The organism is Pseudomonas sp. WS 5010 (assembly GCF_012985565.1).
Taxonomy (GTDB): Bacteria; Pseudomonadota; Gammaproteobacteria; order Pseudomonadales; family Pseudomonadaceae; genus Aquipseudomonas.
Genome location: NZ_JAAQWQ010000005.1, coordinates 247947 through 270785, shown reverse-complemented (window position 1 = coordinate 270785; position 22839 = coordinate 247947). Strand labels below are relative to the sequence as shown.

Genomic DNA, 22839 nt, shown 5'->3' with positions numbered 1-22839 from the left:
TCGGTTTCAGTCAGCGCGAAGGCGTTAAACAGTGAAAGCATCTTGCAGCAGTTTTTCCTGCTGCTCGGCGTGCATCGACGCATAACCACACGCAGGTGCAGCAGAAGCATCACGACCGGCATACTCCAGGCCCAGGGCCTTGTTGTGGTTGCCGATGCTGCGACGCAGGTGATGCTGGCTGCTGTACCACGCGCCCTGGTTCATCGGTTCTTCCTGACACCACACCACATGGGTGAGGTTGGTGTAAGGCGCAATGGCCTCCATCAGGTCATCTTCCGGGAACGGGTAAAGCTGCTCGATACGCACGATGGCGATGTCTTCGCGGCCTTCGGCACGACGTTTTTCCAGCAAGTCGTAGTAAACCTTGCCGCTGCACAGGATCAGGCGAGTGACCTTGGCTGCATCCAGGGTGTCGATTTCCGGAATAACGGTCTGGAACGAACCATCGGCCAGATCTTCCAGGGTCGAGATGGCCAATTTGTGACGCAACAGCGATTTCGGAGTCAGCACTACCAGCGGCTTGCGCAGCGGGCGGATCACCTGGCGACGCAGCAAGTGGTAGATCTGGGCCGGGGTAGTCGGCACGCACACCTGGATATTGTGCTCGGCGCACAACTGCAGGTAACGCTCCAGACGGGCCGAGGAGTGCTCAGGACCCTGACCTTCATAACCGTGTGGCAGCAACATGGTCAGACCGCACAGACGGCCCCACTTGTGCTCGCCGCTGGTGATGAACTGGTCGATAACCACCTGGGCACCGTTGGCGAAGTCGCCGAACTGGGCTTCCCAGATCACCAGCGCGTTAGGCGTGGTGGTCGAGTAACCGTATTCGAACGCCAGTACGGCTTCTTCGGACAGGAACGAATCGTACAGGTCGAAACGTGGCTGGCCTTCATACAAGTGCTGCAACGGGATGTAGGTGCCCGCGTCTTTCTGGTTGTGCAATACCGCGTGACGGTGCGAGAACGTACCACGGCCGATGTCCTGGCCGGTCATGCGAATCGGGTGACCTTCGAACGCCAGGGTCGCGTACGCCATGGTTTCAGCGTAACCCCAGTTGATCGGCAGGCCGCCGGCTTGCATCTTCTGACGGTCTTCGTAGATCTTCGCAACCTGGCGCTGTACCACGAAGCCTTCCGGGATTTCCAGCAGCTTGGCGGACAGTTCCTGCAGGGTTTTCAGATCGAACGAAGTGTCGTGGCGCGCAGTCCAGGCGTGGCCCAGGTATGGACGCCAGTCCACGAACAGCTCTTTGTTCGGCTCTTTGACCAGGCTTTTTACTACATGCAGACCGTTGTCCAGCGCGTTGCGGTATTCATCGATTTTCGCCTGAACACGCGCTTCATCCAGCACGCCGGCCTTGGTCAGGCTTTCGGCGTACAGCTCACGGGTGGTGCGCTGCTTGGAGATCTGCTGGTACATCAACGGCTGGGTGCCGCTAGGCTCATCCGCTTCGTTGTGACCGCGACGGCGGTAGCAAACCAGGTCGATGACCACGTCACGCTTGAACTGCATGCGGTAGTCAATGGCCAGTTGGGTCACGAACAATACGGCTTCCGGATCATCCCCATTCACATGGAGGATCGGCGCCTGGATCATCTTGGCAACGTCGGTCGCGTACTCGGTAGAGCGTGCGTCCAGCGGGTTGCTGATGGTGAAACCCACCTGGTTGTTGATGACGATGTGAATGGTACCGCCGGTCTTGAAGCCGCGAGTCTGCGACATCTGGAACGTTTCCAGGACCACGCCTTGACCGGCGAATGCCGCGTCACCGTGGATGGAAATCGGCAGAACCTTCTCACCGGTGGAGTCGTTGCGACGATCCTGGCGAGCACGTACCGAACCCTCGACCACTGGAGAAACGATTTCCAGGTGGGATGGGTTGAACGCCATGGCCAGGTGGACTTCACCACCGGTGGTCATCACGTTGGACGAGAAGCCCTGGTGGTATTTAACGTCACCGGAACCCAGCTCGACCTTCTTCTTGCCTTCGAACTCGTCGAACAGCTCGCGCGGGTTCTTGCCGAAGGTGTTGACCAACACGTTCAGGCGACCACGGTGAGCCATGCCGATCACGATTTCCTTGGTGCCGTAGGAACCGGAACGCTGGATCAGCTCGTCAAGCATCGGAATCAGGCTCTCGCCGCCTTCCAGACCGAAACGCTTGGTGCCCGGGTATTTGGTGCCCAGGTATTTTTCAAGGCCTTCGGCAGCGGTGACGCGCTCAAGCAGGTGGCCACGCACATCGGCAGACAGCACCGGACGGCCACGCACGCCTTCCAGGCGATGCTGGAACCAGTGGCGCTGCTCGGAATCGGTGATGTGCGTAAATTCAGCGCCGATGGTGCGGCAATATGTCTGCTGCAACGCTTCGTGAATTTCGCGTAGGCTCGCTTCCTCTTTGCCGATGAACAGGTCGCCGGCACGGAAAATCGTATCAAGATCGGCATTGGTCAAGCCGTAGTGATTGATCGACAGGTCTGCAGGTGCAGGACGCTGCCACAGCCCCAGCGGATCAAGCTGGGCTGCCTGGTGGCCACGCATACGGTAGGCCTGGATCAGTCGCAATACTTCAACTTGCTTCTTCTCGTGCTCACTGCTCACGCTCCCGGCGGAAACCGGTTGGGCGCGGCGCTGGTTCTTTGCCAGCAGCACAAATTGATCGCGAATTGTTGCATGCGATACATCGGTGGCAGCGTTGCCGTCTGAAGACAACGTCTGAAATTTGGTGCGCCATTCTTCTGGCACAGCGTTAGGGTCGTGCAGGTAGAGCTCATAAAGCTCTTCCACATAGGCAGCGTTACCACCTGAAAGATAGCCGCTGTTCCACATGCGCTGCATCACGCTTTCTTGCATGCTTGGTCACCCTCGATTTGGGGACACCACCGGCGAAAACACCGAGTTTGCTTGCAAAAGGCCAAGTGCAGCGACCAAAACAAGCCACTTAGGATCACGCTGATAGTTCGGGTACCAACCCGAATGCCCCTGCTTGTCTCATTTCTTCAAAATAAGAGCTGCGGCTTTGTAAGTCGCTGCTCAAGTTAAAACTACGGCGCCGGTTGAAGCCTGCGCCGTAGCATTTACGGGCACAACGGTCCTGCTTTTACTACAACGTCTTACACGCCGCTTTGCAGCAGCATGTTACGGATGTGACCAATGGCCTTAGTCGGGTTCAGGCCTTTGGGACATACGTTGACGCAGTTCATGATCCCGCGGCAGCGGAATACGCTGAACGGGTCATCCAGTGAAGCCAGACGCTCGGACGTCTTGGTGTCACGGCTGTCTGCCAGGAAGCGATAGGCTTGCAGCAGTGCAGCTGGACCCAGGAACTTGTCCGGGTTCCACCAGAAGGACGGGCAAGAAGTCGAGCAGCAAGCGCACAGGATGCACTCGTACAGACCATCGAGCTTCTCGCGCTCTTCCGGGGACTGCAGACGCTCGATGGCCGGAGCCGGCGTGTCGTTCTGCAGGAATGGCTTCACCTTCTCGTATTGCTTGTAGAAGATGCTCATATCGACGACCAGGTCACGGATAACCGGCAAACCTGGCAGTGGACGTACAACAAGCTTGTTCTTCTTGACCACGGCCGACAGCGGCGTGACACAAGCCAGGCCGTTTTTGCCGTTGATGTTCATGCCGTCGGAGCCGCAGACACCTTCACGGCAAGAGCGACGATAGGAGAAACCTTCGTCCTGCTCTTTGATCAGGGCCAGCACATCCAGCACCATCAGGTCTTTACCACCGGTATCGACCTCAAATTCCTGCATGAACGGCGCAGCGTCCTGATCAGGGTTGTAGCGATAAACACTGACTTTCAACATGGCAGCCACCCTTAGTAAGTCCGAATCTTCGGTTCAAACGTCGGAACCGTCTTCGGCGAGAAGTTCACAGCACGCTTGGTTACGCGCTTGTCACCCGGGAAGTACAAGGTGTGGCACAACCAGTTTTCGTCATCGCGATCTTCAAAGTCTTCACGAGCGTGGGCACCACGGGATTCTTTACGAACCTCGGCGGCAATCGCAGTCGCTTCAGCCACTTCCAGCAGGTTTTGCAGCTCAAGGGCTTCGATACGAGCGGTGTTGAACGCCTGGCTCTTATCGTTGATCTTGACGTTGGCGATCCGCTTGCGCAGGTCAGCCAGCTGGGCAATACCCTTCTGCATGTATTCGCCAGTACGGAATACACCGAAGTAGTTCTGCATGCAGCTTTGCAGCTCGCGACGCAGGGTTGCTACGTCTTCGCCATCAGTGCGCTCGTTCAGCGCGTTCAGGCGTGCCAGGGCAGCTTCGATATTGGCGTCGGTCGCGTCATCGTATTCGATGCCGTCGGTCAGGGCTTTTTCCAGGTGCAGGCCGGCAGCGCGGCCGAATACCACCAGGTCGAGCAGCGAGTTGCCGCCCAGACGGTTGGCACCGTGAACCGATACGCAAGCCACTTCGCCTACAGCGAACAGACCATGGATGATCTCGTCCACGCCTTCGGCGTTCTGGGTGATCGCCTGGCCATGAATGTTGGTCGGCACGCCGCCCATCATATAGTGGCAAGTTGGAACTACTGGTACTGGAGCAACTACCGGGTCAACGTGTGCGAAAGTCTTGGACAGTTCGCAGATACCTGGCAGACGGCTGTGCAGCACTTCTTCGCCCAGGTGATCGAGCTTGAGCATCACGTGGTCGCCGTTCGGGCCGCAACCGTTGCCGGCGATGATTTCTTTAACCATCGAACGGGCAACCACATCACGACCGGCAAGGTCCTTGGCGTTCGGAGCATAACGCTCCATGAAACGCTCGCCGTGCTTGTTGATCAGGTAACCGCCTTCACCACGGCAGCCTTCTGTAACCAGTACACCGGCGCCGGCGATGCCGGTTGGGTGGAACTGCCACATTTCGATGTCTTGTACCGGAACGCCTGCACGCAGGGCCATGCCAACGCCGTCGCCGGTGTTGATCAGGGCGTTGGTGGTCGAAGCATAGATACGACCTGCACCGCCAGTCGCCAGAACGGTAGCCTTGGCGCGGATGTAGGTGGTTTCACCGGTTTCGATGCAGATAGCGATCACGCCGACGAATGCGCCGTCCTGGTTCTTCACCAGGTCAACTGCGTAGTACTCGTTCAGGAACGTGGTGCCGGCTTTCAGGTTGCCCTGATAAAGGGTGTGCAGCAGTGCGTGACCGGTACGGTCGGATGCCGCGCAGGTACGGGCAGCCTGGCCGCCTTTACCGTAATCCTTGGACTGGCCGCCGAACGGACGCTGGTAGATACGCCCCTGTTCGGTGCGGGAGAACGGCAGACCCATGTGGTCCAGCTCGAATACCGCAGCCGGGCCTTCCTGACACATGTACTCGATAGCGTCCTGGTCACCGATATAGTCGGAGCCCTTGACGGTATCGTACATGTGCCAGCGCCAGTCATCGTTCGGATCCGCAGAAGCGATGGCGCAGGTGATGCCACCCTGGGCCGATACGGTGTGGGAACGGGTCGGGAACACCTTGGTGATCACGGCTGTCTTGTGACCGCCCTGGGCCAGCTGCAGTGCAGCGCGCATGCCGGCGCCGCCACCACCAATAATGATGGCGTCAAAAGAAATCGTTGGAATGTTAGCCATGAATCAGATACCCCAGAGAATCTGCACACCCCAGACGAAGTAAGCGAACATCGCGACGCCGCATACTGCCTGGAAAAGGAAACGTACTGCAGTCGCGGACTTGCCCAGCGCCATCGGCGTCAGGTAGTCGGTCGCGATGGTCCACATGCCGACCCAGGCGTGAGCGCCCAGGGCCACAAGGGCGAGCAGACTGAAGATACGCATCCCGTTGTGGGAGAACAGACCGTGCCATTGGGCGTAGCCAATGCCAGGGTTTGCAACGAGGTACCCGATCAGGAAAATGAAATAAGCCGCGAGAACGACCGCAGACACTCGTTGTGCCATCCAGTCATAGAGGCCCGAACGCGAAAGGTTCGTAACGCTGGTTACCATATCCAAACTCCTGCCAGAACGATCAGCACCACGGAAATGGCGATGATGATTTTCGAGCCCAGGCGGCCGCCTTCCAGCGTCTCACCGATGCCCATGTCCATGATCAAGTGGCGCACACCGGCTACCAGGTGATACAGCAGAGCGGACAGGAGGCCCCATGCTACGAACTTGGCCAGCGGGCTGGTCAAGCATGCCTTCACCTCGGCGTATCCTTCCTCGGAACCCAGGGATTTGCTCAATGCATAAAGCATGATGCCCAAGCCCAGGAACAGGATGATGCCGGAAACACGGTGCAGGAACGACGTAACGCCGGTGATGGGGAGTTTGATGGTCCTTAGGTCTAGGTTTACAGGTCGTTGGCTATTCACGGCTTTTTTTCACACTGAAGAGCCCCTAACAATCAGGGCAAAGTTGTTGGGGAGTGCACTGGTCAGGTAAGCACCACCCAGGGAGTGCGACCCCCAATGAAAGCAAGCCCAAAAGCCCTTGGCGGTCGGTGGCCGAGTATAGACAGTTAGGCTACTAATGACAACGCGCGCTCCTCACCCTAATAGCTGATTGCGCTGACGGGATAAAAGGCGTAAACGGCAGGCAATTTCGAGGAAAAAGTACGGTTAAAGCCTTCTGGGGCAAGACTTTAGGCAAATTGACATCTGGATTTATATCAATATAGTGGTGCGGGCCCTGCGTGGGGGGTCTGTCTGATGATTTGAAGCATAAATAGGAGGCCACATGGCTGACAAAAAAGCGCAGTTGATCATCGAGGGCGCAGCCCCCGTCGAGCTGCCCATTTTAACCGGCACCGTTGGTCCCGATGTTATCGACGTACGGGGCCTGACGGCCACGGGCCGTTTCACTTTCGACCCAGGCTTCATGTCGACCGCTTCTTGCGAGTCGAAGATTACCTATATCGATGGCGATAATGGCATTTTGCTACATCGCGGCTACCCGATCGAACAACTGGCCGAGAAATCGGACTACCTGGAAACCTGCTACCTGCTGCTAAATGGCGAATTGCCAACAGCCGAGCAAAAGGCCCAGTTTGTCAGCACCGTGAAGAACCACACCATGGTTCACGAGCAGTTGAAGACCTTCTTCAACGGCTTCCGTCGCGACGCCCACCCGATGGCCGTCATGTGCGGTGTAGTCGGCGCCCTGTCGGCCTTCTATCACGACTCCCTGGACATCAATAACCCGCAGCATCGCGAAATCTCCGCGATCCGCCTGGTTGCGAAGATGCCCACCCTGGCCGCAATGGTTTACAAGTACTCCATGGGCCAGCCCATGATGTACCCGCGCAACGACCTGACGTACGCGGAAAACTTCCTGCACATGATGTTCAACACCCCGTGCGAGATCAAACCGATCAGCCCGGTGCTGGCCAAGGCCATGGACCGGATCTTCATCCTCCATGCCGACCACGAACAGAACGCCTCGACGTCCACCGTGCGCCTGGCAGGCTCCTCGGGTGCCAATCCGTTCGCCTGTATCGCCGCCGGCATCGCCGCACTGTGGGGCCCTGCCCACGGCGGTGCGAACGAAGCCGTATTGACCATGCTCGATGAAATCGGCGATGTGTCCAACATCGACAAGTTCATCGCCAAGGCCAAGGACAAGAACGATCCGTTCAAGCTGATGGGCTTCGGCCACCGGGTCTACAAGAACCGCGACCCGCGCGCCACCGTCATGAAGCAGACCTGCGACGAAGTGCTGAAGGAACTGGGCATCAACAACGATCCGCAACTCGAACTGGCCATGCGCCTGGAAGAGATCGCGCTGACCGACCCGTACTTCATCGAGCGCTCGCTGTACCCGAACGTCGACTTCTACTCGGGGATCATCCTCAAGGCGATCGGCATTCCAACCAGCATGTTCACCGTGATCTTCGCCCTGGCGCGGACCGTGGGCTGGATCTCCCACTGGAAAGAAATGCTCTCCAGCCCGTACAAGATTGGCCGCCCGCGCCAGCTGTACACCGGCTACGAGTCGCGTGACATTACCAAGCTGGAAGACCGCAAGTAAGCATTCAACTGCTTAGCTGCATTGAGAACGGCCTCCCTTAGTGGAGGCCGTTTTTGTTTGTGCTGCCTGACAGACCGCTTTCGCGAGTAAGCCCGCTCCCACAGTTGACCACATTTCAAAGGATGAACGCGGTCAACTGTGGGAGCGGGCTTGCTCGCGAAAGCAATAGCCCAGGCAACACAGAACCCCAGGCAAAAAAATACCCCGGCCTTTCGACCGGGGCATTTCTTATTGAGCTACAAGCTTAGTGGTTAACCGCCCCGCTCGCCCCCAGGCCAGTCTGCGAACGCACAAACTGCGGGAAGTACAGCGCACGCTCTTTCACCGCCGCCGCCGACTTGTCGGTGATGGAGAAGAACCAGATACCCACGAACGCGATGATCATCGAGAACAGCGCCGGGTATTCGTACGGGAAGATCGCTTTTTCATGGTGCAGGATCGAGACCCAGATGGTTGGACCCAGGATCATCAAGCCAACAGCGCTGACCAGGCCCAGCCAGCCGCCAATCATCGCGCCACGGGTGGTGAGGTTCTTCCAGTACATGGAAAGCAGCAACACCGGGAAGTTACAGCTGGCAGCAATGGAGAACGCCAGGCCGACCATGAACGCAATGTTCTGGCTTTCGAACAGGATACCCAAGCCAATCGCCAGGACTGCCAGGGCGATAGTGGTGATCTTCGACACGCGAATCTCATCCTTCTCGTTGGCCTTGCCCTTCTTGATCACGCTGGCATACAGGTCATGGGACACCGCCGAAGCACCGGCCAGGGTCAAGCCGGCAACCACCGCGAGGATGGTGGCAAACGCCACGGCCGAGATGAAGCCCAGGAAGATACTGCCGCCCACCGCATTGGCCAGGTGCACCGCCGCCATGTTGTTACCACCGAGCAAGGCGCCTGCTGCATCCTTGAACGCCGGGTTGGTGCTGACCAGCAGAATCGCGCCGAAGCCGATGATAAAGGTCAGGATATAGAAGTAGCCGATGAAACCTGTGGCATACAGCACGCTCTTGCGGGCTTCTTTAGCGTCACTCACGGTGAAGAAGCGCATCAGGATATGTGGCAGGCCAGCGGTACCGAACATCAGGGCCAGGCCCAGGGAGAACGCCGAGATCGGATCTTTCACCAGGCCGCCAGGACTCATGATCGCCTCACCTTTAGGGTGAACCTTGATCGCCTCGGAGAACAGCATGTTGAAGTCGAAGTTGACGTGCTTCATCACCATCAGCGCCATGAAAGAGGCACCGGACAGCAGCAGCACTGCCTTGATGATCTGCACCCAGGTGGTGGCCAGCATGCCGCCGAACAACACATAAAGGCACATCAAGATACCCACCAGGATCACCGCCACATGGTAATCAAGGCCGAACAGCAGTTGGATCAGCTTGCCCGCGCCGACCATCTGCGCGATCAGGTAGAACGCCACCACCACCAGCGAACCGCAAGCCGACAGGCTGCGAATCTGGGTTTGCCCGAGGCGGTAGGACGCCACGTCGGCAAAGGTGTACTTGCCCAGGTTACGCAGGCGCTCGGCGATCAGGAACAGAATGATCGGCCAGCCCACCAGGAAGCCGATCGAGTAGATCAGGCCATCGTAGCCAGAGGTGAACACCAGCGCGGAAATCCCCAGGAAGGACGCCGCCGACATGTAGTCGCCAGCGATCGCCAGGCCGTTCTGGAAACCGGTGATCTTGCCACCAGCGGCATAGTAGTCGGCCGCCGAGTTGTTACGTTTGGACGCCCAGTAGGTAATGCACAATGTTGCGCCGACGAAGGCGACAAACATCAGGATCGCCGCAATGTTCAGCGGTTGCTTGTGCACTTCACCGGTCAATGCGTCCGCCGCCCAAACGGCAGGAGCAAAAAGCGAAGCGCCGAATACAGCCAATAGACGACGGATCATTGCGCAGCCTCCTTGAGAATCGCATTGTTCAGGTCGTCGAATTCGCCATTGGCGCGTCGCACGTAGATGCCTGTGAGAACGAAGGCCGAGACAATCAGCCCGACCCCGATAGGGATTCCCCAGGTTATGGACGATTCAGGACTGATCTTGGCCCCCAGGACTTGCGGTCCATAGGCGATCAACAGGATGAATCCGGAGTACAGCCCAAGCATGATCGCCGAGAGAATCCAGGCGAACTTTTCCCTTTTTCTCACCAGCTCCTTGAAGCGCGGGCTGTTTTGAATCGAGAGGTAAATGCTGTCGTTCATTGTTTTTATCCTCGCAGCACAGCTTTTTTATTATTGGAACGTATCCACTGTATGCGGCTGCAGGACAGGTTCCAGACGACCTTAGTCTTAGAACCAGTGTAGCGAGGGTTTGGCAGGGGCCAGAAACAATTGCGCGAGCGAGCTTATGTGGCAGCGGGCTTGCCCGCGATGGCGGTGAATCAGTCAGGTATCCATCAACTGACCCACCGTAATCGCGGGCAAGCCCGCTCCTACACAAAGTGCGTTCCCACCGTTTTTGGGGGTGTTACGGAGCGGTCCACTCGGCCACACGCTCAGGGTGTTTGGCCACCCAATCCTTGGCCGCCACATCAGGCTTGGCACCTTCCTGGATGGCCAGCATGACTTCGCCGATTTCATCCTTGGAGGCCCACTGGAATTTCTTCAGGAACGCCGCGACTTCCGGGGCTTTCTTTTCCAGGCCCTTGCTGCCGATGCTATTAACCGTCTCGGCGGCGCCATAGATGCCTTTGGGATCATCAAGAAAGCGCAGTTTCCACTTGGCGAACATCCAGTGCGGCACCCAGCCGGTCACTGCGATGGAGTCTTGCTTGTCTTCGGCACGGGTCAATTCGGCGATCATTGCCGCCCCGGAACTGGCTTGCAGCTTGTAGTCCAGGCCGTATTGCTTGATGGCTTCGTCGGTCTTGAGCATCACGCCTGAACCGGCATCGATGCCCACGATCTTGTTTTTGAAGGTGGTGTCGGTCTTCAAGTCCTCGATGGACTTGGCCTTGACGTACTCCGGCACGATCAAGCCGATCTTCGCATCCTTGAAGTTGGGGCCGTAGTCGACCACCTTGTCCTTGTTCTTGGTCCAGTACTCACCATGGGTCACCGGCAGCCAGGCCGAAAGCATGGCGTCGAGCTTGCCGGTGGCCACGCCCTGCCACATGATCCCGGTGGCAACTGCCTGCAGTTTCACGTCATAGCCGAGCTTTTGCTTGATCACTTCAGCCGCCACGTGGGTGGTGGCGACACTGTCCGACCAGCCGTCCACATAGCCGATGCTCAGGGTCTTGCTGTCGGCGCTGGCCAGTGTGGAACCCATCGCAACTACCAACGTGGCAGCTGCGCCCAAGAGTCGTCGCATCTTCATAGTGCTTCCCCGAAAGTGCTGCGCCCGGCGGATGCCGAGCGACGTCAACCTGTTGTCAGGTGGTGCCTTTGGATCATCAACCTGCCGCCCCTGCGGACCTGCTCTGACTACGACCTCAGCGGAGCAAGAAACGACATCACAAAGCCAGCAGGACAATTTGTAGGAACTCGCGTCAAAATCCCGCTCGAACTTTGCATGTCAAAATTATGCGGCTCCACTGAAAACCGGCAAATGCAGGTAAGATGCGCGCCTTTGCTCCTACACGGCCTGACCATGACCGCGACCGCCCGCTTCCCCTTCCTGCCTTATATATTTGCCTTGCTGCTCGGCCTGTTCGCACTCGGTGGCTACTGGTATGGCCTCGGCCAGCCAGTGGTACTGCCGGATGTGGCCAGCGCCAGCCACAAGCTGCAATGCGCGTCCTACACGCCCTTCGACAAGGACCAATCGCCGTTCGACCAGCCGTTCAAACTGCGCCCCGAGCGCATGGACGCCGACCTGGCACTGCTGGCCACGCGCTTTGAGTGCATCCGCACCTACTCCATGACCGGCCTCGAAGCCCTGCCGGACCTGGCGCGCAAACACGGCCTGAAGTTGATGATCGGGGCCTGGATCAACAGCAACCCGGTGGACAATGCCAAGGAAGTCGACCTGCTGATCGCCTCGGCCAACGCCAACCCTGACGTGGTCACGTCGGTGATCGTCGGCAACGAAGCGCTGCTGCGCAAGGAAATCACCGCCACGCAACTGGTGAAGCTGATCGAAAAGGTCAAAAGCCAGATCCAGCAGCCGGTCACCTACGCCGACGTCTGGGAGTTCTGGCTGCAACACCCGGAAATCGCCCCGGCGGTGGATTTCCTGACCATCCACCTGTTGCCGTATTGGGAAGATGACCCTGCCGGCATCGACCAGGCCCTGCGCCATGTCGGTGATATCCGCCAGACCTTCGGCAACCGCTTCGCCCCCAAGGACGTGATGATTGGCGAAACCGGCTGGCCCAGCGAAGGCCGCCAGCGGGAAACCGCCGTGCCGAGCAGAGTCAACGAAGCCAAGTTCATTCGCGGTTTTGTCGCCATGGCCGAAGCCAATGGCTGGCACTACAACCTGATCGAAGCCTTTGACCAACCGTGGAAACGCGCCAGCGAAGGTGCGGTTGGCGGTTACTGGGGCCTGTTTGACGCCGATCGCCAGGACAAGGGCATCCTCGCAGGCCCAGTCACCAACGTGCCGTACTGGCCGCTATGGCTGGGCGTTGGCGGGCTGATCCTGCTGGGTACCCTGGCGCTCGGCGGACGGGTTCGCAGCACCCGCGCCGCGCTGTTGCTGCCGCTGTTGGGTGCGGTCGCGGCGGGTTCGATTGGCAGTTGGGCCGAACTGACCCGGGTGACCGCGCGTTTCACTGATGAATGGATCTGGGCCGGGCTGTTGCTGGCCCTTAACCTGTTGGTGCTGGCCCATGGGGCCCTGGCCTTGAGCGCTCGCCAGGGTTGGCGCGACCGGGCTTTCGCCTGGCTGGAGCAACGCGCCGGCTGGCTGATCGCATTTGCCGGGTTCGCCACGGCGGTGATGATGCTGGCGCTGGTATTCGACCCGCGTTACCGCAGCTTCCCCAGCGCCGCCCTGCTACTGCCAGCCCTGGTTTACCTGCTGCGCCCGGTCAACGGGCCACGCCGGGAAATTGCCCTGCTGACCTTCATCATCGGCGCCGGCATTGCACCGCAGCTGTATCGCGAAGGCTTGATGAACCAGCAGGCCCTGGGTTGGGCGCTGGTCAGTGGGTTGATGGTTGCAGCCTTGTGGCGCTGCCTGCGGGTGCGCAATCCCTGAGATCGCTATCGCACCGCTCCCACATTTTGATCTGTGAATACATTCAAATGTGGGAGCTGGCTGGCCTGCGGTTGGCCCTATCAGACAGCCCGAGCCGCCCTGACCAACCGCAACCCGGCAATCACCAACGCAAACACCGCAAAATTGGTGTTGTACAACGCCAGCGCCGGAATCCCGAACGCCAGCCCCAGCACCGCCAAGCCCCATCCCGCGCGGCCTGGCAGCAAAAACGCGAGCACCGACGTGACCAACGCCGCCCAGCCCATGACCTTGAAGTGGATCATCAACCCCAGATTGGCCCGCAACTGGCATTCCCAGCGGCTGGCGTCGTCCGCGCAGATGCCCACCCACTGCCCATCCTCCATAAACCCATAACGGGCGCCATAACTGGCAGCCAGCCATAACGGCAAGGCCAACAGCAGCAGAATCAGCGGCAAACGAGGGGACATAAGGGCACTCCGATAGGCGAAAACGGCGCCCAGCTTAATCTCCCCGGGGCCATTGGCAAGGGCTGCACACAGATAACTATTCATCAAAGCGTGCCAAAGTGTATCGTCTGGCTACTATTAGCTCGATTCCTACGCTTATTTCCGATATTTAGTGCCGATGGCTGGCACTTCGGCGATAGCGCGGTGGTCATAGCCTGCGAACTTCATTCAGCACGTTTTCCTCTTAGGGATTTAGTCATGCTCCGTTCCTTGCGCTGCGCTGCCCTGTTGGGTGGCCTTTTTTTGAGTGCGTCAGCACTGGCGGTCGATGTCGATCCGGCCAGCTATGGCTACCCTTTGACCAACCCGTTCGAGGCGACCATCGCCACGACACCACCGGACCTGCGGCCGGATCTGCCATCCATCGATGACATCAACCAGTCCGACTACACCCTGACCATGCGCCCGGAGCGTGAATTCAGCCTGCCCGAAAACTTCTGGCCGGTGAAGAAGCTCACCTACCGCATTGCCAAGCAAGACCGCGCCGCGCCGCTGATCTTCCTGATCGCCGGCACCGGTGCACGCTTTGACAGCAGCCTCAACGAATACCTGAAAAAGCTGTACTACAAGGCCGGCTACCATGTCGTCCAATTGTCATCGCCCACCAGCTTCGACTTCATCAGCGCCGCCTCGCGCTTTGCCACGCCCGGCATCACCCAGGAAGACGCCGAGGACATGTACCGCGTGATGCAGGCCGTACGCGCGCAAAATGCCTCGTTGCCCGTCACCGACTTCTACCTCACCGGCTACAGCCTGGGCGCGCTGGACGCGGCGTTCGTCAGCAAGCTGGACGAAACCCGCCGCAGCTTCAACTTCAAGAAAGTGTTGCTGCTCAACCCGCCGGTCAACCTCTACACCTCCATCACCAACCTCGACAAACTGGTGCAGACCGAGGTCAAGGGCATCAACAACAGCACCACCTTCTATGAACTGGTGTTGAACAAGCTGACCCGCTACTTCCAGCAAAAAGGCTACATCGACCTCAACGACGCCCTGCTCTACGACTTCCAGAGCTCCAAGGAGCACCTGACCAACGAGCAGATGGCGATGCTGATCGGCACCTCGTTCCGCTTCTCGGCGGCGGATATCGCCTTCACCTCGGACCTGATCAACCGCCGCGGCCTGATCATCCCACCCAAGTACCCGATTACCGAAAGCACCAGCCTCACGCCGTTCCTCAAGCGTGCGCTGCAATGTGATTTCGACTGCTACCTCACCGAACAAGTGATCCCGATGTGGCGCGCCCGCTCCGACGGCGGCAGCCTGCTGCAACTGATCGACCAGGTCAGCCTGTACGCCCTTGAGGATTACCTGCGCGACAGCCCGAAAATCGCCGTGATGCACAACGCCGACGACGTGATCCTCGGCCCCGGCGACCTGGGCTTCCTGCGCAAGACCTTCGGCGATCGCTTGACCGTCTACCCACTGGGCGGCCACTGCGGCAACCTCAATTACCGCGTCAACGCCGACGCCATGCTGGAGTTCTTCCGTGGCTAAACATCTCCTGCTTCTTGCGGCCTTACTCTGCGCAGGCGTTGCCCACGCGGACAACAGCAAGGCTCACGCACCGACCGTGGTCGATCAGGATGGCTTCAAGGAGCCCTTGAGCAAACTCAAGTTCAACCCTGGCCTGGACCAGCGCGAGTTCGAGCGCTCGACCCTCAACGCCCTCAACGTCTACGACCCGCTGGAGTCGTGGAACCGTCGGGTGTACCACTTCAACTATCGCTTCGACCAGTGGGTATTCCTGCCGGTGGTCGACGGTTATCGCTACGTCACCCCAAGCTTCCTGCGCACCGGTGTCAGCAACTTCTTCAACAACCTGGGCGATGTGCCCAACCTAATGAACAGCCTGCTGCAACTCAAGGGCCACCGCTCCCTGGAAACCACCGGCCGCCTGCTGGTCAACACCACCCTCGGCATCGCCGGCCTGTGGGACCCGGCCACCGCCATGGGCCTGCCGCGCCAGAGCGAAGATTTCGGCCAGACCCTGGGCTTCTACGGCGTTCCCGGCGGCGCCTACCTGATCCTGCCGATCCTCGGCCCGTCCAACCTGCGCGACACCGGCGGCCTGTTGGTGGACTACACCGCAGAAACCCAGATCAACTACCTCAACGTCGCCGAAGTCAGCTCCAACCACCCGGAAATCTGGGCCCTGCGTGCGGTGGACAAGCGCTACCAGACGAGCTTTCGCTACGGCCAGATGAACTCGCCGTTCGAGTATGAAAAAGTGCGGTATGTGTATACCGAGTCGCGCAAGTTGCAGATTGCCGAGTAACCTGTAGCCATCGCAGGCCGCGGCTGTTCGCAGCCCGGCCCTGCCCCCGAGGTCAATGGAACATCCTTGCATCCCGCCCACTTATCTAAACGCGTTATTCCTACGAATCTCATCCATTAAGTCAACGCTTATCTATCGCCCCCCTACAAACTACTTTTATAGTTAATCATCACAACAAAACCTGATTAACATCTGAAATAAAAGAAGTGGAACCACACGACATCGCCCACCACTTAAATCAAGAAAGTTAACAGCTGTCGCCTTGCGCCCATTAAATTCCAGCACTAAAAACCCAGTAAGAAGGATACGCTTATGGACATCAGATTTTTTACCGGGCTCGGTATTATTCAGCAATTACTATCCAACCAAGTTTGCAACATAAACACCAACACTAGCCAGGCAACATGTCCTGAGCGTTCAACTCCTGAGACTCTTCAACCGCCAGCCTTGGGAGATCTCGACAGCGCGACGCGCCCCACCGCGGCAACCGGTCGACCAGCAGGAGATCGCCGAACGGCGGAGCAAATCATCAATGCCAACCCCACTCTTAAACACCTGGAAATGCGACCAAGTATTTACCGACGTGGCCCAGAGCACAGACCCCTGCCCGACGCCTACAAGCAAGGTATCTACAAACATACCGGCGACTGGACAATCGCCAACAAGGACCCGCAAGCCCGCGCCGATGCGGCTTACAATGCTGCGCGCCTGTTCAACTTCATTGACTCCAAAGACGCGCATGCCGTACTGGCAAGCCAACACAACGATGGTTTTCTCAGTGGTTATTCTGGTAACGAACAGATTGTACCGTTCAAGAAACAACACCCAGACGAAGCGATCTACCCTCCATTTCGTGAACCATCCATCCGAAAGGACTCCGAACACGCGCTGCTCACAAAATTTATCGAACATGGCTACGCCAGCCTGGAGTTCAAAGGTGAGCAGCAGATTTATGTAAGGCCAACCCACGCCACGGGGCGACCCCGTGGCGATCATCGAAGCGCCGAGGATATCTTGAGGGACAATCCATTACTTGCTACAGCAGATCGGATTGTCAACGCACTGGTTAAATCCGGCGAAAACCTTAAAGAACTTCAGAAACATATCGGAGACTGGAGTAAAAACAACAAAGACCCTGAGGCACGGGCAGATGCAGCGTACAACCTTGCCTATATAGCCAACTACATTGATAGTCTAAATGAACCGACTACAAATATTAGTCTAAAGTCCCCAGCTTTTAATCACGGTAATGTGTGGGCCCACAAAGACACCGCAGATAAGAGCTATTTGCTTCAAGTAACCTTAAAGGATGGCTATGAGTTACTCAACTCATCCACAGCGCCGAACGAAACCCCTTAAATACCATACACCCCGCACCTTACCGAGCGACGCCCCCCACCACCAGGAACCATTTCGTACCTGTTTGCCACTGAAAACCCAGGCACGCGCGCAGGTCAGCCTGACACAAAACAGGCTGACTTCCCGCTACCCACCTCGAACTTTCCAGTGGAACTTCAACATGACGATATCGGTTTCCCACCCCCCCATCACGGCACCCAGCACCCCCGCTACTCCCGCCGCAGAGTCCCAAGCCTCAACAAAACCTTCTCTGGACGCCCCCAGAGGCGCCTATGGTCGACCGGCCGGCGATGATCGCAGCGCAGGACAAATCTTCAAGGACACGCCGATCCTCAAGGACATCCTCAAGCAAGACGGTCCTTTCGCGAGCAACTTCATCAATCAGCTCAAGCAGCAAACCGGCGATTGGGGCGCAGCCAATCGAAACCCCGACTCACGCGCCAACGCCGCCTATAACCTGGCGCAAGTGGCAACCTACATTGATGGCCGCGAAGGCTTGGAGCGTCAGGGCCCGAGCCAGCAAAGCGATCAGCACGCTCAGGGTTTCGGCCAGTTCGGCAGTGTTTCAGCAGGCTCGGAAGCGCAACTGCTCAAGGCATTCAGCGAAAAAGGCTACAGCGCGTTGCAATAGCACCTAACCCCTCAAGGCACGCCACGCCTTGCTCGCCACCGACACCAGCGCCAGCACCACCGCCCCGGCGATGATCCCCGCGATGGCATTGAGCAAGGTCGGCATCAGCCAACTGATGCCACCGATGCTCTGGCTCACACTCTCAATCCAGTGATGCACCACCGGCACGCCGTGGGTCAGGATGCCGCCACCGACCATGAACATCGCCGCCGTGCCGATCACCGACAGGCTTTTCATCATGTACGGTGTGGTTCGTACAAACCCGTTGCCGATATCGCGCACCAGTTGGCCGGGCTTTTGCGCCATCCACAGGCCCAGGTCGTCGAGCTTGACGATACCGGCGACCAGGCCGTACACGCCGATGGTCATGACCAGAGCGATGCCCGACAGCACGATCACTTGTTGCATCAACGGTGCATCAGCCACGGTGCCCAGGGTGATGGCGATGATTTCGGCGGAGAGGATAAAGTCGGTGCGGATCGCGCCCTTGATCTTGTCTTTCTCGAACGCCACCAGGTCGGTTGCGGGGTCGGCCACGGCTTCGACCAACTGGGCATGTGCAGCCTGATCATCGGCCTTGCTGTGCAGGAATTTATGGGCGAGTTTTTCAAAGCCTTCGAAACACAGATAAGCGCCGCCGAGCATCAACAGTGGCGTGACCGCCCATGGCGCGAAGGCGCTGATCAACAGCGCGGCGGGAACCAGGATCAGCTTGTTGATAAACGAGCCCTTGGCAACGGCCCACACCACCGGGATTTCCCGCTCGGCGCGTACACCAGAAACCTGCTGCGCATTGAGCGCCAAGTCATCCCCCAGCACCCCGGCGGTTTTCTTGGCGGCCATTTTGGTCATCAAGGCCACGTCATCGAGGACGGCGGCGATGTCATCGATCAATACCAACAAGCTGCTTCCTGCCATGAATCGGACGTCCTAAATGTGGGATATTTCGCAGCATAGCGTGGTACAAAGCGTCGCGGGCAGATTCTTGAGGCGCGCGGATCGCCGGTGCTACCATGCGCAACCGCCTGTCCTGGCAAGGAATCATCTGGTCTATGAGCACCATTCGCGAGCGCAACAAAGAACTGATCCTGCGGGCTGCCAGCGAGGAGTTTGCCGACAAGGGCTTCGCCGCGACCAAAACCAGCGACATCGCCGCCAAGGCCGGGCTGCCCAAGCCCAACGTTTATTACTACTTCAAGTCCAAGGACAACCTCTACCGCGAGGTGCTCGAAAGCATCATCGAGCCAATCCTGGCCGCCTCCACTCCCTTCAACCCGGACGGTGACCCCAAGCAGGTGCTGAGCGGCTATATCCGCTCGAAAATCAGCATCTCCCGCGACCTGCCCTTTGCCTCGAAAGTGTTCGCCAGCGAAATCATGCACGGCGCCCCGCACCTGAGCCCCGAGCAGGTGCAGCAACTCAACGCCCAGGCCAAGCACAATATCGATTGCATCCAGAGCTGGGTCGATCGCGGCCTGATCGCCGCCATTGATCCTCATCACCTGATGTTCAGCATCTGGGCAGCGACCCAGACCTATGCGGACTTTGACTGGCAGATCTCGGCGGTGACCGGCAAGGCCAAGCTGGATGAGGCCGATTATGAAGCGGCGGCGCAGACGATTATTCGGTTGGTGTTGAAGGGGTGTGAGCCGGACTGATGGACTGTGGTGTGGCTATCGCAGGCAAGCCAGCTCCCACAGGTCCCGTGCCAGACACAAAATGTACAAACACCGAAAGTCCACTGTGGGAGCGGGCTTGCCCGCGATAGCATCGCTCAGACACATCCTGCCAAAAGCCTGCTCACCCAACTCAGCCTCCCAGATCTAGCCTCTCAGAACACCTTCTGGAGAGGGGCAATGGAATGCCTGACCTACCTGCATCAAACCGCCTGCGCATCGGGCGCTACAACGAACCTAATCAAATCTATCACCTCACCACCAATACACTGGATCGCACCCCGATATTCGAGGATTTCAGATTAGGTCGATTGGTGGTTCAGCAATTCATAATCGCTCAAAGGCAAGGGTTAGCGACTTCGCTGGCCTGGGTAGTCATGCCTGATCACTTCCATTGGCTGATTTCACTGGATAAGGGCTCTCTGGCCGATTTGATGCGCCAGGTGAAATCCAAGAGCACCCGGGTGGTCAATGCAGTAGCTGGTCGACAGGGACGCCTGTGGCAACCCGGCTTTTATGATCATGCTGTGCGCCGGGAAGAAAGCCTTGAAGGCATCGCTCGATACATCGTCGCAAATCCTCTAAGAGCAGGACTTGTCAAAAAATATGGTGACTACCCGCTTTGGGATGCCATTTGGCTTTGACTTGAGACCTATTCGCCTGCATCGCAGGCAAGCCCGCTCCCACATTTTGACCGTGTTCACAGGTCAAAATGTGGGAGCGGGCTTGCCTGCGATGAGGTTCTTACAAGCCCGGAGAAATCAAGCACTCACCCCCGCATCCGCCAACAACCCCACCCCTTCAATCGCGCTGATCGCGCATTGCTCATCAATATCCGACGTATCCCCACTGATCCCGATCGCCCCCAGCACCACCCCCTCCTGATCCCGAATCAACACCCCGCCCGGCGCCGGCACCACGCCGCCCTGCCCCAGGCTGTTCAGTGCAGCGATAAATGCCGGCCGTTGCTGGGCATCCAGCGCCAGCAAACGCGAGCCCTTGCCCAGGGCAATCGCGCCCCAGGCCTTGCCGATAGCAATTTGCGGGCGCAGCAGGCTGGCGCCGTCTTCCCGTTGCAGGGTGATCAGGTGCCCGCCGCTGTCGAGCACTGCGATGGTCAGCGGTGCAGCGGCAATGGTGCGGCCTGCGGTGATGGCCTGGCTGACCAGGTTGACTGCGACTTTCAAGGTTAGAGCGCTCATGGGTGCCGTCCTTATCTTGTTATTGAGAAAGCCTTGGGGCTCTGATTGATCAGAAACCGGATGCAACAAATAGAACACAATAGATTTATTTTTTGTATACAATATTTCGAAACATACGCACCACACGTCGAAATACTCCCGCTAAAAAGCCTTCCGACGAATGCACAGGCCCGAGAACAAAATGGATTGACCTGCGTAGCTCGCCGTGAATACACTTTGAAGCAACACCACTTGTATACAATTACAAAACGCAAGAGGCACCAAAACCATGAGCAAAATGAGAGCAATCGAAGCCGCTGTCCTGGTGATGCGTCGTGAGGGTGTAGATACCGCCTTCGGCATCCCAGGCGCTGCGATCAACCCGTTGTATTCGGCCCTGCAAAAGGTCGGCGGCATCGATCACGTCCTCGCTCGCCACGTGGAAGGCGCTTCGCACATGGCCGAGGGGTATACCCGCACCAAGGCCGGCAATATCGGCGTGTGCATCGGCACTTCGGGCCCGGCGGGCACCGACATGGTCACCGGCCTGTACAGCGCCTCGGCCGATTCGATCCCGATCCTGTGCATCACCGGGCAAGCGCCCCGTGCCCGCATGCACAAGGAAGACTTCCAGGCCGTGGACATCACCAGCATCGTCAAGCCAGTGACCAAGTGGGCAACCACCGTGCTGGAACCTGGCCAGGTGCCGTATGCGTTCCAGAAAGCCTTCTATGAAATGCGCTCCGGCCGCCCCGGCCCGGTGCTGATCGACTTGCCATTCGATGTGCAGATGGCCGAGATCGAGTTCGACATCGACGCCTACCAGCCGCTGCCCCTGGCCAAGCCACTGGCCACGCGGATCCAGGTCGAGAAGGCCCTGGCGATGCTCGATCAGGCCGAGCGCCCGCTGCTGGTCAGCGGTGGCGGCGTGATCAATGCCGACGCCAGCGAACTGTTGGTGGAATTCGCCGAGCTGACCGGTATCCCGGTGATCCCGACGCTGATGGGCTGGGGCACCATTCCCGACGATCACCCGCTGATGGTGGGCATGGTCGGCCTGCAAACCTCGCACCGTTATGGCAACGCTACGATGCTCAAGTCCGACGTGGTCCTGGGTGTCGGCAACCGTTGGGCCAACCGTCACACCGGCTCGGTGGAGGTGTACACCGAGGGTCGCAAGTTCATTCACGTCGACATCGAACCGACGCAAATCGGCCGGGTGTTCACCCCGGACCTGGGCATCGTGTCCGACGCCGGTGCCGCGCTGACGATGTTTATCGAAGTGGCCCGCGAGTGGAAAGCCGCCGGCAAGCTCAAGGACCGCAGCGCCTGGCTGCACGATTGCCAGCAGCGCAAAGCCACCCTGCACCGCAAGACCCACTTCGACAACGTCCCGGTCAAGCCGCAACGGGTGTACGAAGAGATGAACCAGGTGTTCGGCAAAGACACCTGCTACGTCAGCACCATTGGCCTGTCGCAGATTGCCGGTGCGCAGTTCCTGCACGTCTACAAGCCACGCCACTGGATCAACTGCGGCCAGGCCGGCCCGCTGGGCTGGACCATCCCCGCTGCGCTGGGCGTGGTCAAGGCCGACCCGAGCCGCAAGGTAGTGGCGCTGTCCGGCGACTATGACTTCCAGTTCATGATCGAAGAGCTGGCCGTGGGCGCGCAGTTCAAGCTGCCGTACATCCACGTGGTGGTGAACAACTCCTACCTGGGGCTGATCCGCCAGGCCCAACGCGGGTTTGAAATGGACTACTGCGTACAGTTGTCTTTCGACAACCTCAACGCCCCGGAACTCAACGGTTATGGCGTCGACCACGTTGCCGTCGCCGAAGGCCTGGGTTGCAAGGCCCTGCGTGTGTTCGAGCCGGGCCAGATCCAGCCCGCGCTGCGCAAGGCCCAGGAAATGATCGAAGAGTTCAAGGTGCCGGTGATTGTCGAGATCATCCTGGAGCGCGTGACCAATATTTCCATGGGCACCGAGATCAACGCCGTCAATGAATTCGAAGATCTGGCACTGGTGGGCAACGACGCACCGACTGCCATTTCATTGCTCGATTAAGGAGAAC

The 22839-nt window shown here is 58.5% G+C and carries 20 protein-coding genes; 9 read left to right on the top strand and 11 right to left on the bottom strand.

All coding sequences use genetic code 11. The features are described 5' to 3' along the window. Window positions 1-24 precede the first annotated feature (24 nt). The 5 genes from HBO11_RS18100 to sdhC all read right to left on the bottom strand — a co-directional run bounded on the left by HBO11_RS18100 (window position 25) and on the right by sdhC (window position 6345). Window positions 25-2856 carry a 2-oxoglutarate dehydrogenase E1 component gene (locus HBO11_RS18100; protein WP_169956474.1) on the bottom strand — a complete coding sequence of 944 codons (2832 nt, stop codon included), beginning with the start codon at window positions 2854-2856 and terminating at the stop codon, window positions 25-27. A gap of 260 nt (window positions 2857-3116) precedes the next feature. Then, window positions 3117-3821 (bottom strand): succinate dehydrogenase iron-sulfur subunit, encoded by a 705-nt coding sequence (locus HBO11_RS18095; protein WP_169956472.1) that lies wholly within the window; start codon window positions 3819-3821, stop codon window positions 3117-3119. An 11-nt stretch (window positions 3822-3832) separates the two neighbouring features. Then, entirely contained in the window at window positions 3833-5605 is a 1773-nt protein-coding gene (gene sdhA, locus HBO11_RS18090; RefSeq protein WP_076963916.1) for a succinate dehydrogenase flavoprotein subunit, read from the bottom strand. 3 nt (window positions 5606-5608) lie between these two features. After that, window positions 5609-5977, bottom strand: coding sequence for a succinate dehydrogenase, hydrophobic membrane anchor protein (gene sdhD / locus HBO11_RS18085; protein WP_029292670.1), 369 nt, complete (start codon window positions 5975-5977; stop codon window positions 5609-5611). Then, window positions 5971-6345, bottom strand: coding sequence for a succinate dehydrogenase, cytochrome b556 subunit (sdhC, locus tag HBO11_RS18080; protein ID WP_003172804.1), 375 nt, complete (start codon window positions 6343-6345; stop codon window positions 5971-5973). The genes sdhD and sdhC overlap by 7 nt, the downstream gene beginning before the upstream one ends. 364 nt (window positions 6346-6709) lie before the next feature. Here sdhC and gltA point away from each other — a divergent pair, with 364 nt between their 5' ends. Then, the gene (gene gltA, locus HBO11_RS18075; protein WP_003222994.1) at window positions 6710-7999 is read left to right on the top strand and encodes a citrate synthase; all 1290 of its coding nucleotides are present in this window, start codon (window positions 6710-6712) and stop codon (window positions 7997-7999) included. Window positions 8000-8243: 244 nt separating this feature from the next. Here the strand turns inward: gltA and HBO11_RS18070 are convergent, their stop codons facing one another. From HBO11_RS18070 to HBO11_RS18060, 3 genes are all read right to left on the bottom strand, one after another. Next, entirely contained in the window at window positions 8244-9902 is a 1659-nt protein-coding gene (locus tag HBO11_RS18070; RefSeq protein WP_133714242.1) for a cation acetate symporter, read from the bottom strand. Further along, window positions 9899-10210 (bottom strand): DUF485 domain-containing protein, encoded by a 312-nt coding sequence (locus tag HBO11_RS18065; RefSeq protein ID WP_029292656.1) that lies wholly within the window; start codon window positions 10208-10210, stop codon window positions 9899-9901. Before HBO11_RS18065 ends, HBO11_RS18070 begins: the two co-directional genes overlap by 4 nt. 265 nt (window positions 10211-10475) lie before the next feature. After that, window positions 10476-11327, bottom strand: a complete 852-nt coding sequence (locus tag HBO11_RS18060) for a glycine betaine ABC transporter substrate-binding protein (protein WP_169956470.1) — start codon at window positions 11325-11327, stop codon at window positions 10476-10478. A 273-nt stretch (window positions 11328-11600) separates the two neighbouring features. On the opposite strand from HBO11_RS18060, the gene HBO11_RS18055 reads away from it, so the two are divergent. Continuing rightward, the gene (locus HBO11_RS18055; protein WP_169956468.1) at window positions 11601-13154 is read left to right on the top strand and encodes a glycosyl hydrolase family 17 protein; all 1554 of its coding nucleotides are present in this window, start codon (window positions 11601-11603) and stop codon (window positions 13152-13154) included. A gap of 80 nt (window positions 13155-13234) precedes the next feature. Here the strand turns inward: HBO11_RS18055 and HBO11_RS18050 are convergent, their stop codons facing one another. Next, a complete protein-coding gene (locus HBO11_RS18050) occupies window positions 13235-13603 on the bottom strand; it encodes a hypothetical protein (RefSeq protein WP_169956466.1) in 369 nt (122 codons plus the stop codon). A 237-nt stretch (window positions 13604-13840) separates the two neighbouring features. On the opposite strand from HBO11_RS18050, the gene HBO11_RS18045 reads away from it, so the two are divergent. From HBO11_RS18045 to HBO11_RS18030, 4 genes are all read left to right on the top strand, one after another. Further along, window positions 13841-15139 (top strand): serine/threonine protein kinase, encoded by a 1299-nt coding sequence (locus tag HBO11_RS18045; protein ID WP_169956465.1) that lies wholly within the window; start codon window positions 13841-13843, stop codon window positions 15137-15139. Next, window positions 15132-15920 (top strand): VacJ family lipoprotein, encoded by a 789-nt coding sequence (locus HBO11_RS18040; protein WP_169956463.1) that lies wholly within the window; start codon window positions 15132-15134, stop codon window positions 15918-15920. Before HBO11_RS18045 ends, HBO11_RS18040 begins: the two co-directional genes overlap by 8 nt. 312 nt (window positions 15921-16232) lie before the next feature. Then, window positions 16233-17279: a hypothetical protein gene (locus HBO11_RS18035; protein ID WP_169956461.1), complete on the top strand. Its 1047-nt coding sequence runs from the start codon at window positions 16233-16235 to the stop codon at window positions 17277-17279. 160 nt (window positions 17280-17439) lie between these two features. After that, the gene (locus tag HBO11_RS18030) at window positions 17440-17910 is read left to right on the top strand and encodes a hypothetical protein (RefSeq protein ID WP_169956459.1); all 471 of its coding nucleotides are present in this window, start codon (window positions 17440-17442) and stop codon (window positions 17908-17910) included. A gap of 3 nt (window positions 17911-17913) precedes the next feature. Here HBO11_RS18030 and HBO11_RS18025 read toward each other — a convergent pair whose 3' ends face one another. Further along, window positions 17914-18828: a DUF808 domain-containing protein gene (locus tag HBO11_RS18025; RefSeq protein ID WP_169956457.1), complete on the bottom strand. Its 915-nt coding sequence runs from the start codon at window positions 18826-18828 to the stop codon at window positions 17914-17916. A gap of 134 nt (window positions 18829-18962) precedes the next feature. Here HBO11_RS18025 and HBO11_RS18020 point away from each other — a divergent pair, with 134 nt between their 5' ends. Both HBO11_RS18020 and HBO11_RS18015 read left to right on the top strand, forming a co-directional pair. After that, window positions 18963-19568: a TetR/AcrR family transcriptional regulator gene (locus HBO11_RS18020; protein ID WP_029292641.1), complete on the top strand. Its 606-nt coding sequence runs from the start codon at window positions 18963-18965 to the stop codon at window positions 19566-19568. Between the two features lie 203 nt (window positions 19569-19771). Next, window positions 19772-20230, top strand: a complete 459-nt coding sequence (locus HBO11_RS18015) for a transposase (RefSeq protein ID WP_169956455.1) — start codon at window positions 19772-19774, stop codon at window positions 20228-20230. 117 nt (window positions 20231-20347) lie between these two features. Here the strand turns inward: HBO11_RS18015 and HBO11_RS18010 are convergent, their stop codons facing one another. After that, complete coding sequence (locus tag HBO11_RS18010) at window positions 20348-20788, bottom strand: heme-binding protein (protein ID WP_169956453.1); 441 nt, start codon at window positions 20786-20788, stop codon at window positions 20348-20350. 268 nt (window positions 20789-21056) lie between these two features. Here HBO11_RS18010 and gcl point away from each other — a divergent pair, with 268 nt between their 5' ends. After that, a complete protein-coding gene (gene gcl, locus HBO11_RS18005; RefSeq protein ID WP_057438849.1) occupies window positions 21057-22832 on the top strand; it encodes a glyoxylate carboligase in 1776 nt (591 codons plus the stop codon). Window positions 22833-22839: the final 7 nt, after the last annotated feature.

Excerpts from the sequence above, each read along its gene's own strand:
- HBO11_RS18100 (WP_169956474.1), bottom strand. The coding sequence starts at position 2,856 with ATGCAAGAAAGCGTGATGCAGCGCATGTGGAACAGCGGCTATCTTTCA.
- HBO11_RS18095 (WP_169956472.1), bottom strand. The coding sequence starts at position 3,821 with ATGTTGAAAGTCAGTGTTTATCGCTACAACCCTGATCAGGACGCTGCG.
- sdhA (WP_076963916.1), bottom strand. The coding sequence starts at position 5,605 with ATGGCTAACATTCCAACGATTTCTTTTGACGCCATCATTATTGGTGGT.
- sdhD (WP_029292670.1), bottom strand. The coding sequence starts at position 5,977 with ATGGTAACCAGCGTTACGAACCTTTCGCGTTCGGGCCTCTATGACTGG.
- gltA (WP_003222994.1), top strand. The coding sequence starts at position 6,710 with ATGGCTGACAAAAAAGCGCAGTTGATCATCGAGGGCGCAGCCCCCGTC.
- HBO11_RS18070 (WP_133714242.1), bottom strand. The coding sequence starts at position 9,902 with ATGATCCGTCGTCTATTGGCTGTATTCGGCGCTTCGCTTTTTGCTCCT.
- HBO11_RS18065 (WP_029292656.1), bottom strand. The coding sequence starts at position 10,210 with ATGAACGACAGCATTTACCTCTCGATTCAAAACAGCCCGCGCTTCAAG.
- HBO11_RS18060 (WP_169956470.1), bottom strand. The coding sequence starts at position 11,327 with ATGAAGATGCGACGACTCTTGGGCGCAGCTGCCACGTTGGTAGTTGCG.
- HBO11_RS18055 (WP_169956468.1), top strand. The coding sequence starts at position 11,601 with ATGACCGCGACCGCCCGCTTCCCCTTCCTGCCTTATATATTTGCCTTG.
- HBO11_RS18050 (WP_169956466.1), bottom strand. The coding sequence starts at position 13,603 with ATGTCCCCTCGTTTGCCGCTGATTCTGCTGCTGTTGGCCTTGCCGTTA.
- HBO11_RS18045 (WP_169956465.1), top strand. The coding sequence starts at position 13,841 with ATGCTCCGTTCCTTGCGCTGCGCTGCCCTGTTGGGTGGCCTTTTTTTG.
- HBO11_RS18035 (WP_169956461.1), top strand. The coding sequence starts at position 16,233 with ATGGACATCAGATTTTTTACCGGGCTCGGTATTATTCAGCAATTACTA.
- HBO11_RS18030 (WP_169956459.1), top strand. The coding sequence starts at position 17,440 with ATGACGATATCGGTTTCCCACCCCCCCATCACGGCACCCAGCACCCCC.
- HBO11_RS18025 (WP_169956457.1), bottom strand. The coding sequence starts at position 18,828 with ATGGCAGGAAGCAGCTTGTTGGTATTGATCGATGACATCGCCGCCGTC.
- HBO11_RS18020 (WP_029292641.1), top strand. The coding sequence starts at position 18,963 with ATGAGCACCATTCGCGAGCGCAACAAAGAACTGATCCTGCGGGCTGCC.
- HBO11_RS18015 (WP_169956455.1), top strand. The coding sequence starts at position 19,772 with ATGCCTGACCTACCTGCATCAAACCGCCTGCGCATCGGGCGCTACAAC.
- HBO11_RS18010 (WP_169956453.1), bottom strand. The coding sequence starts at position 20,788 with ATGAGCGCTCTAACCTTGAAAGTCGCAGTCAACCTGGTCAGCCAGGCC.
- gcl (WP_057438849.1), top strand. The coding sequence starts at position 21,057 with ATGAGCAAAATGAGAGCAATCGAAGCCGCTGTCCTGGTGATGCGTCGT.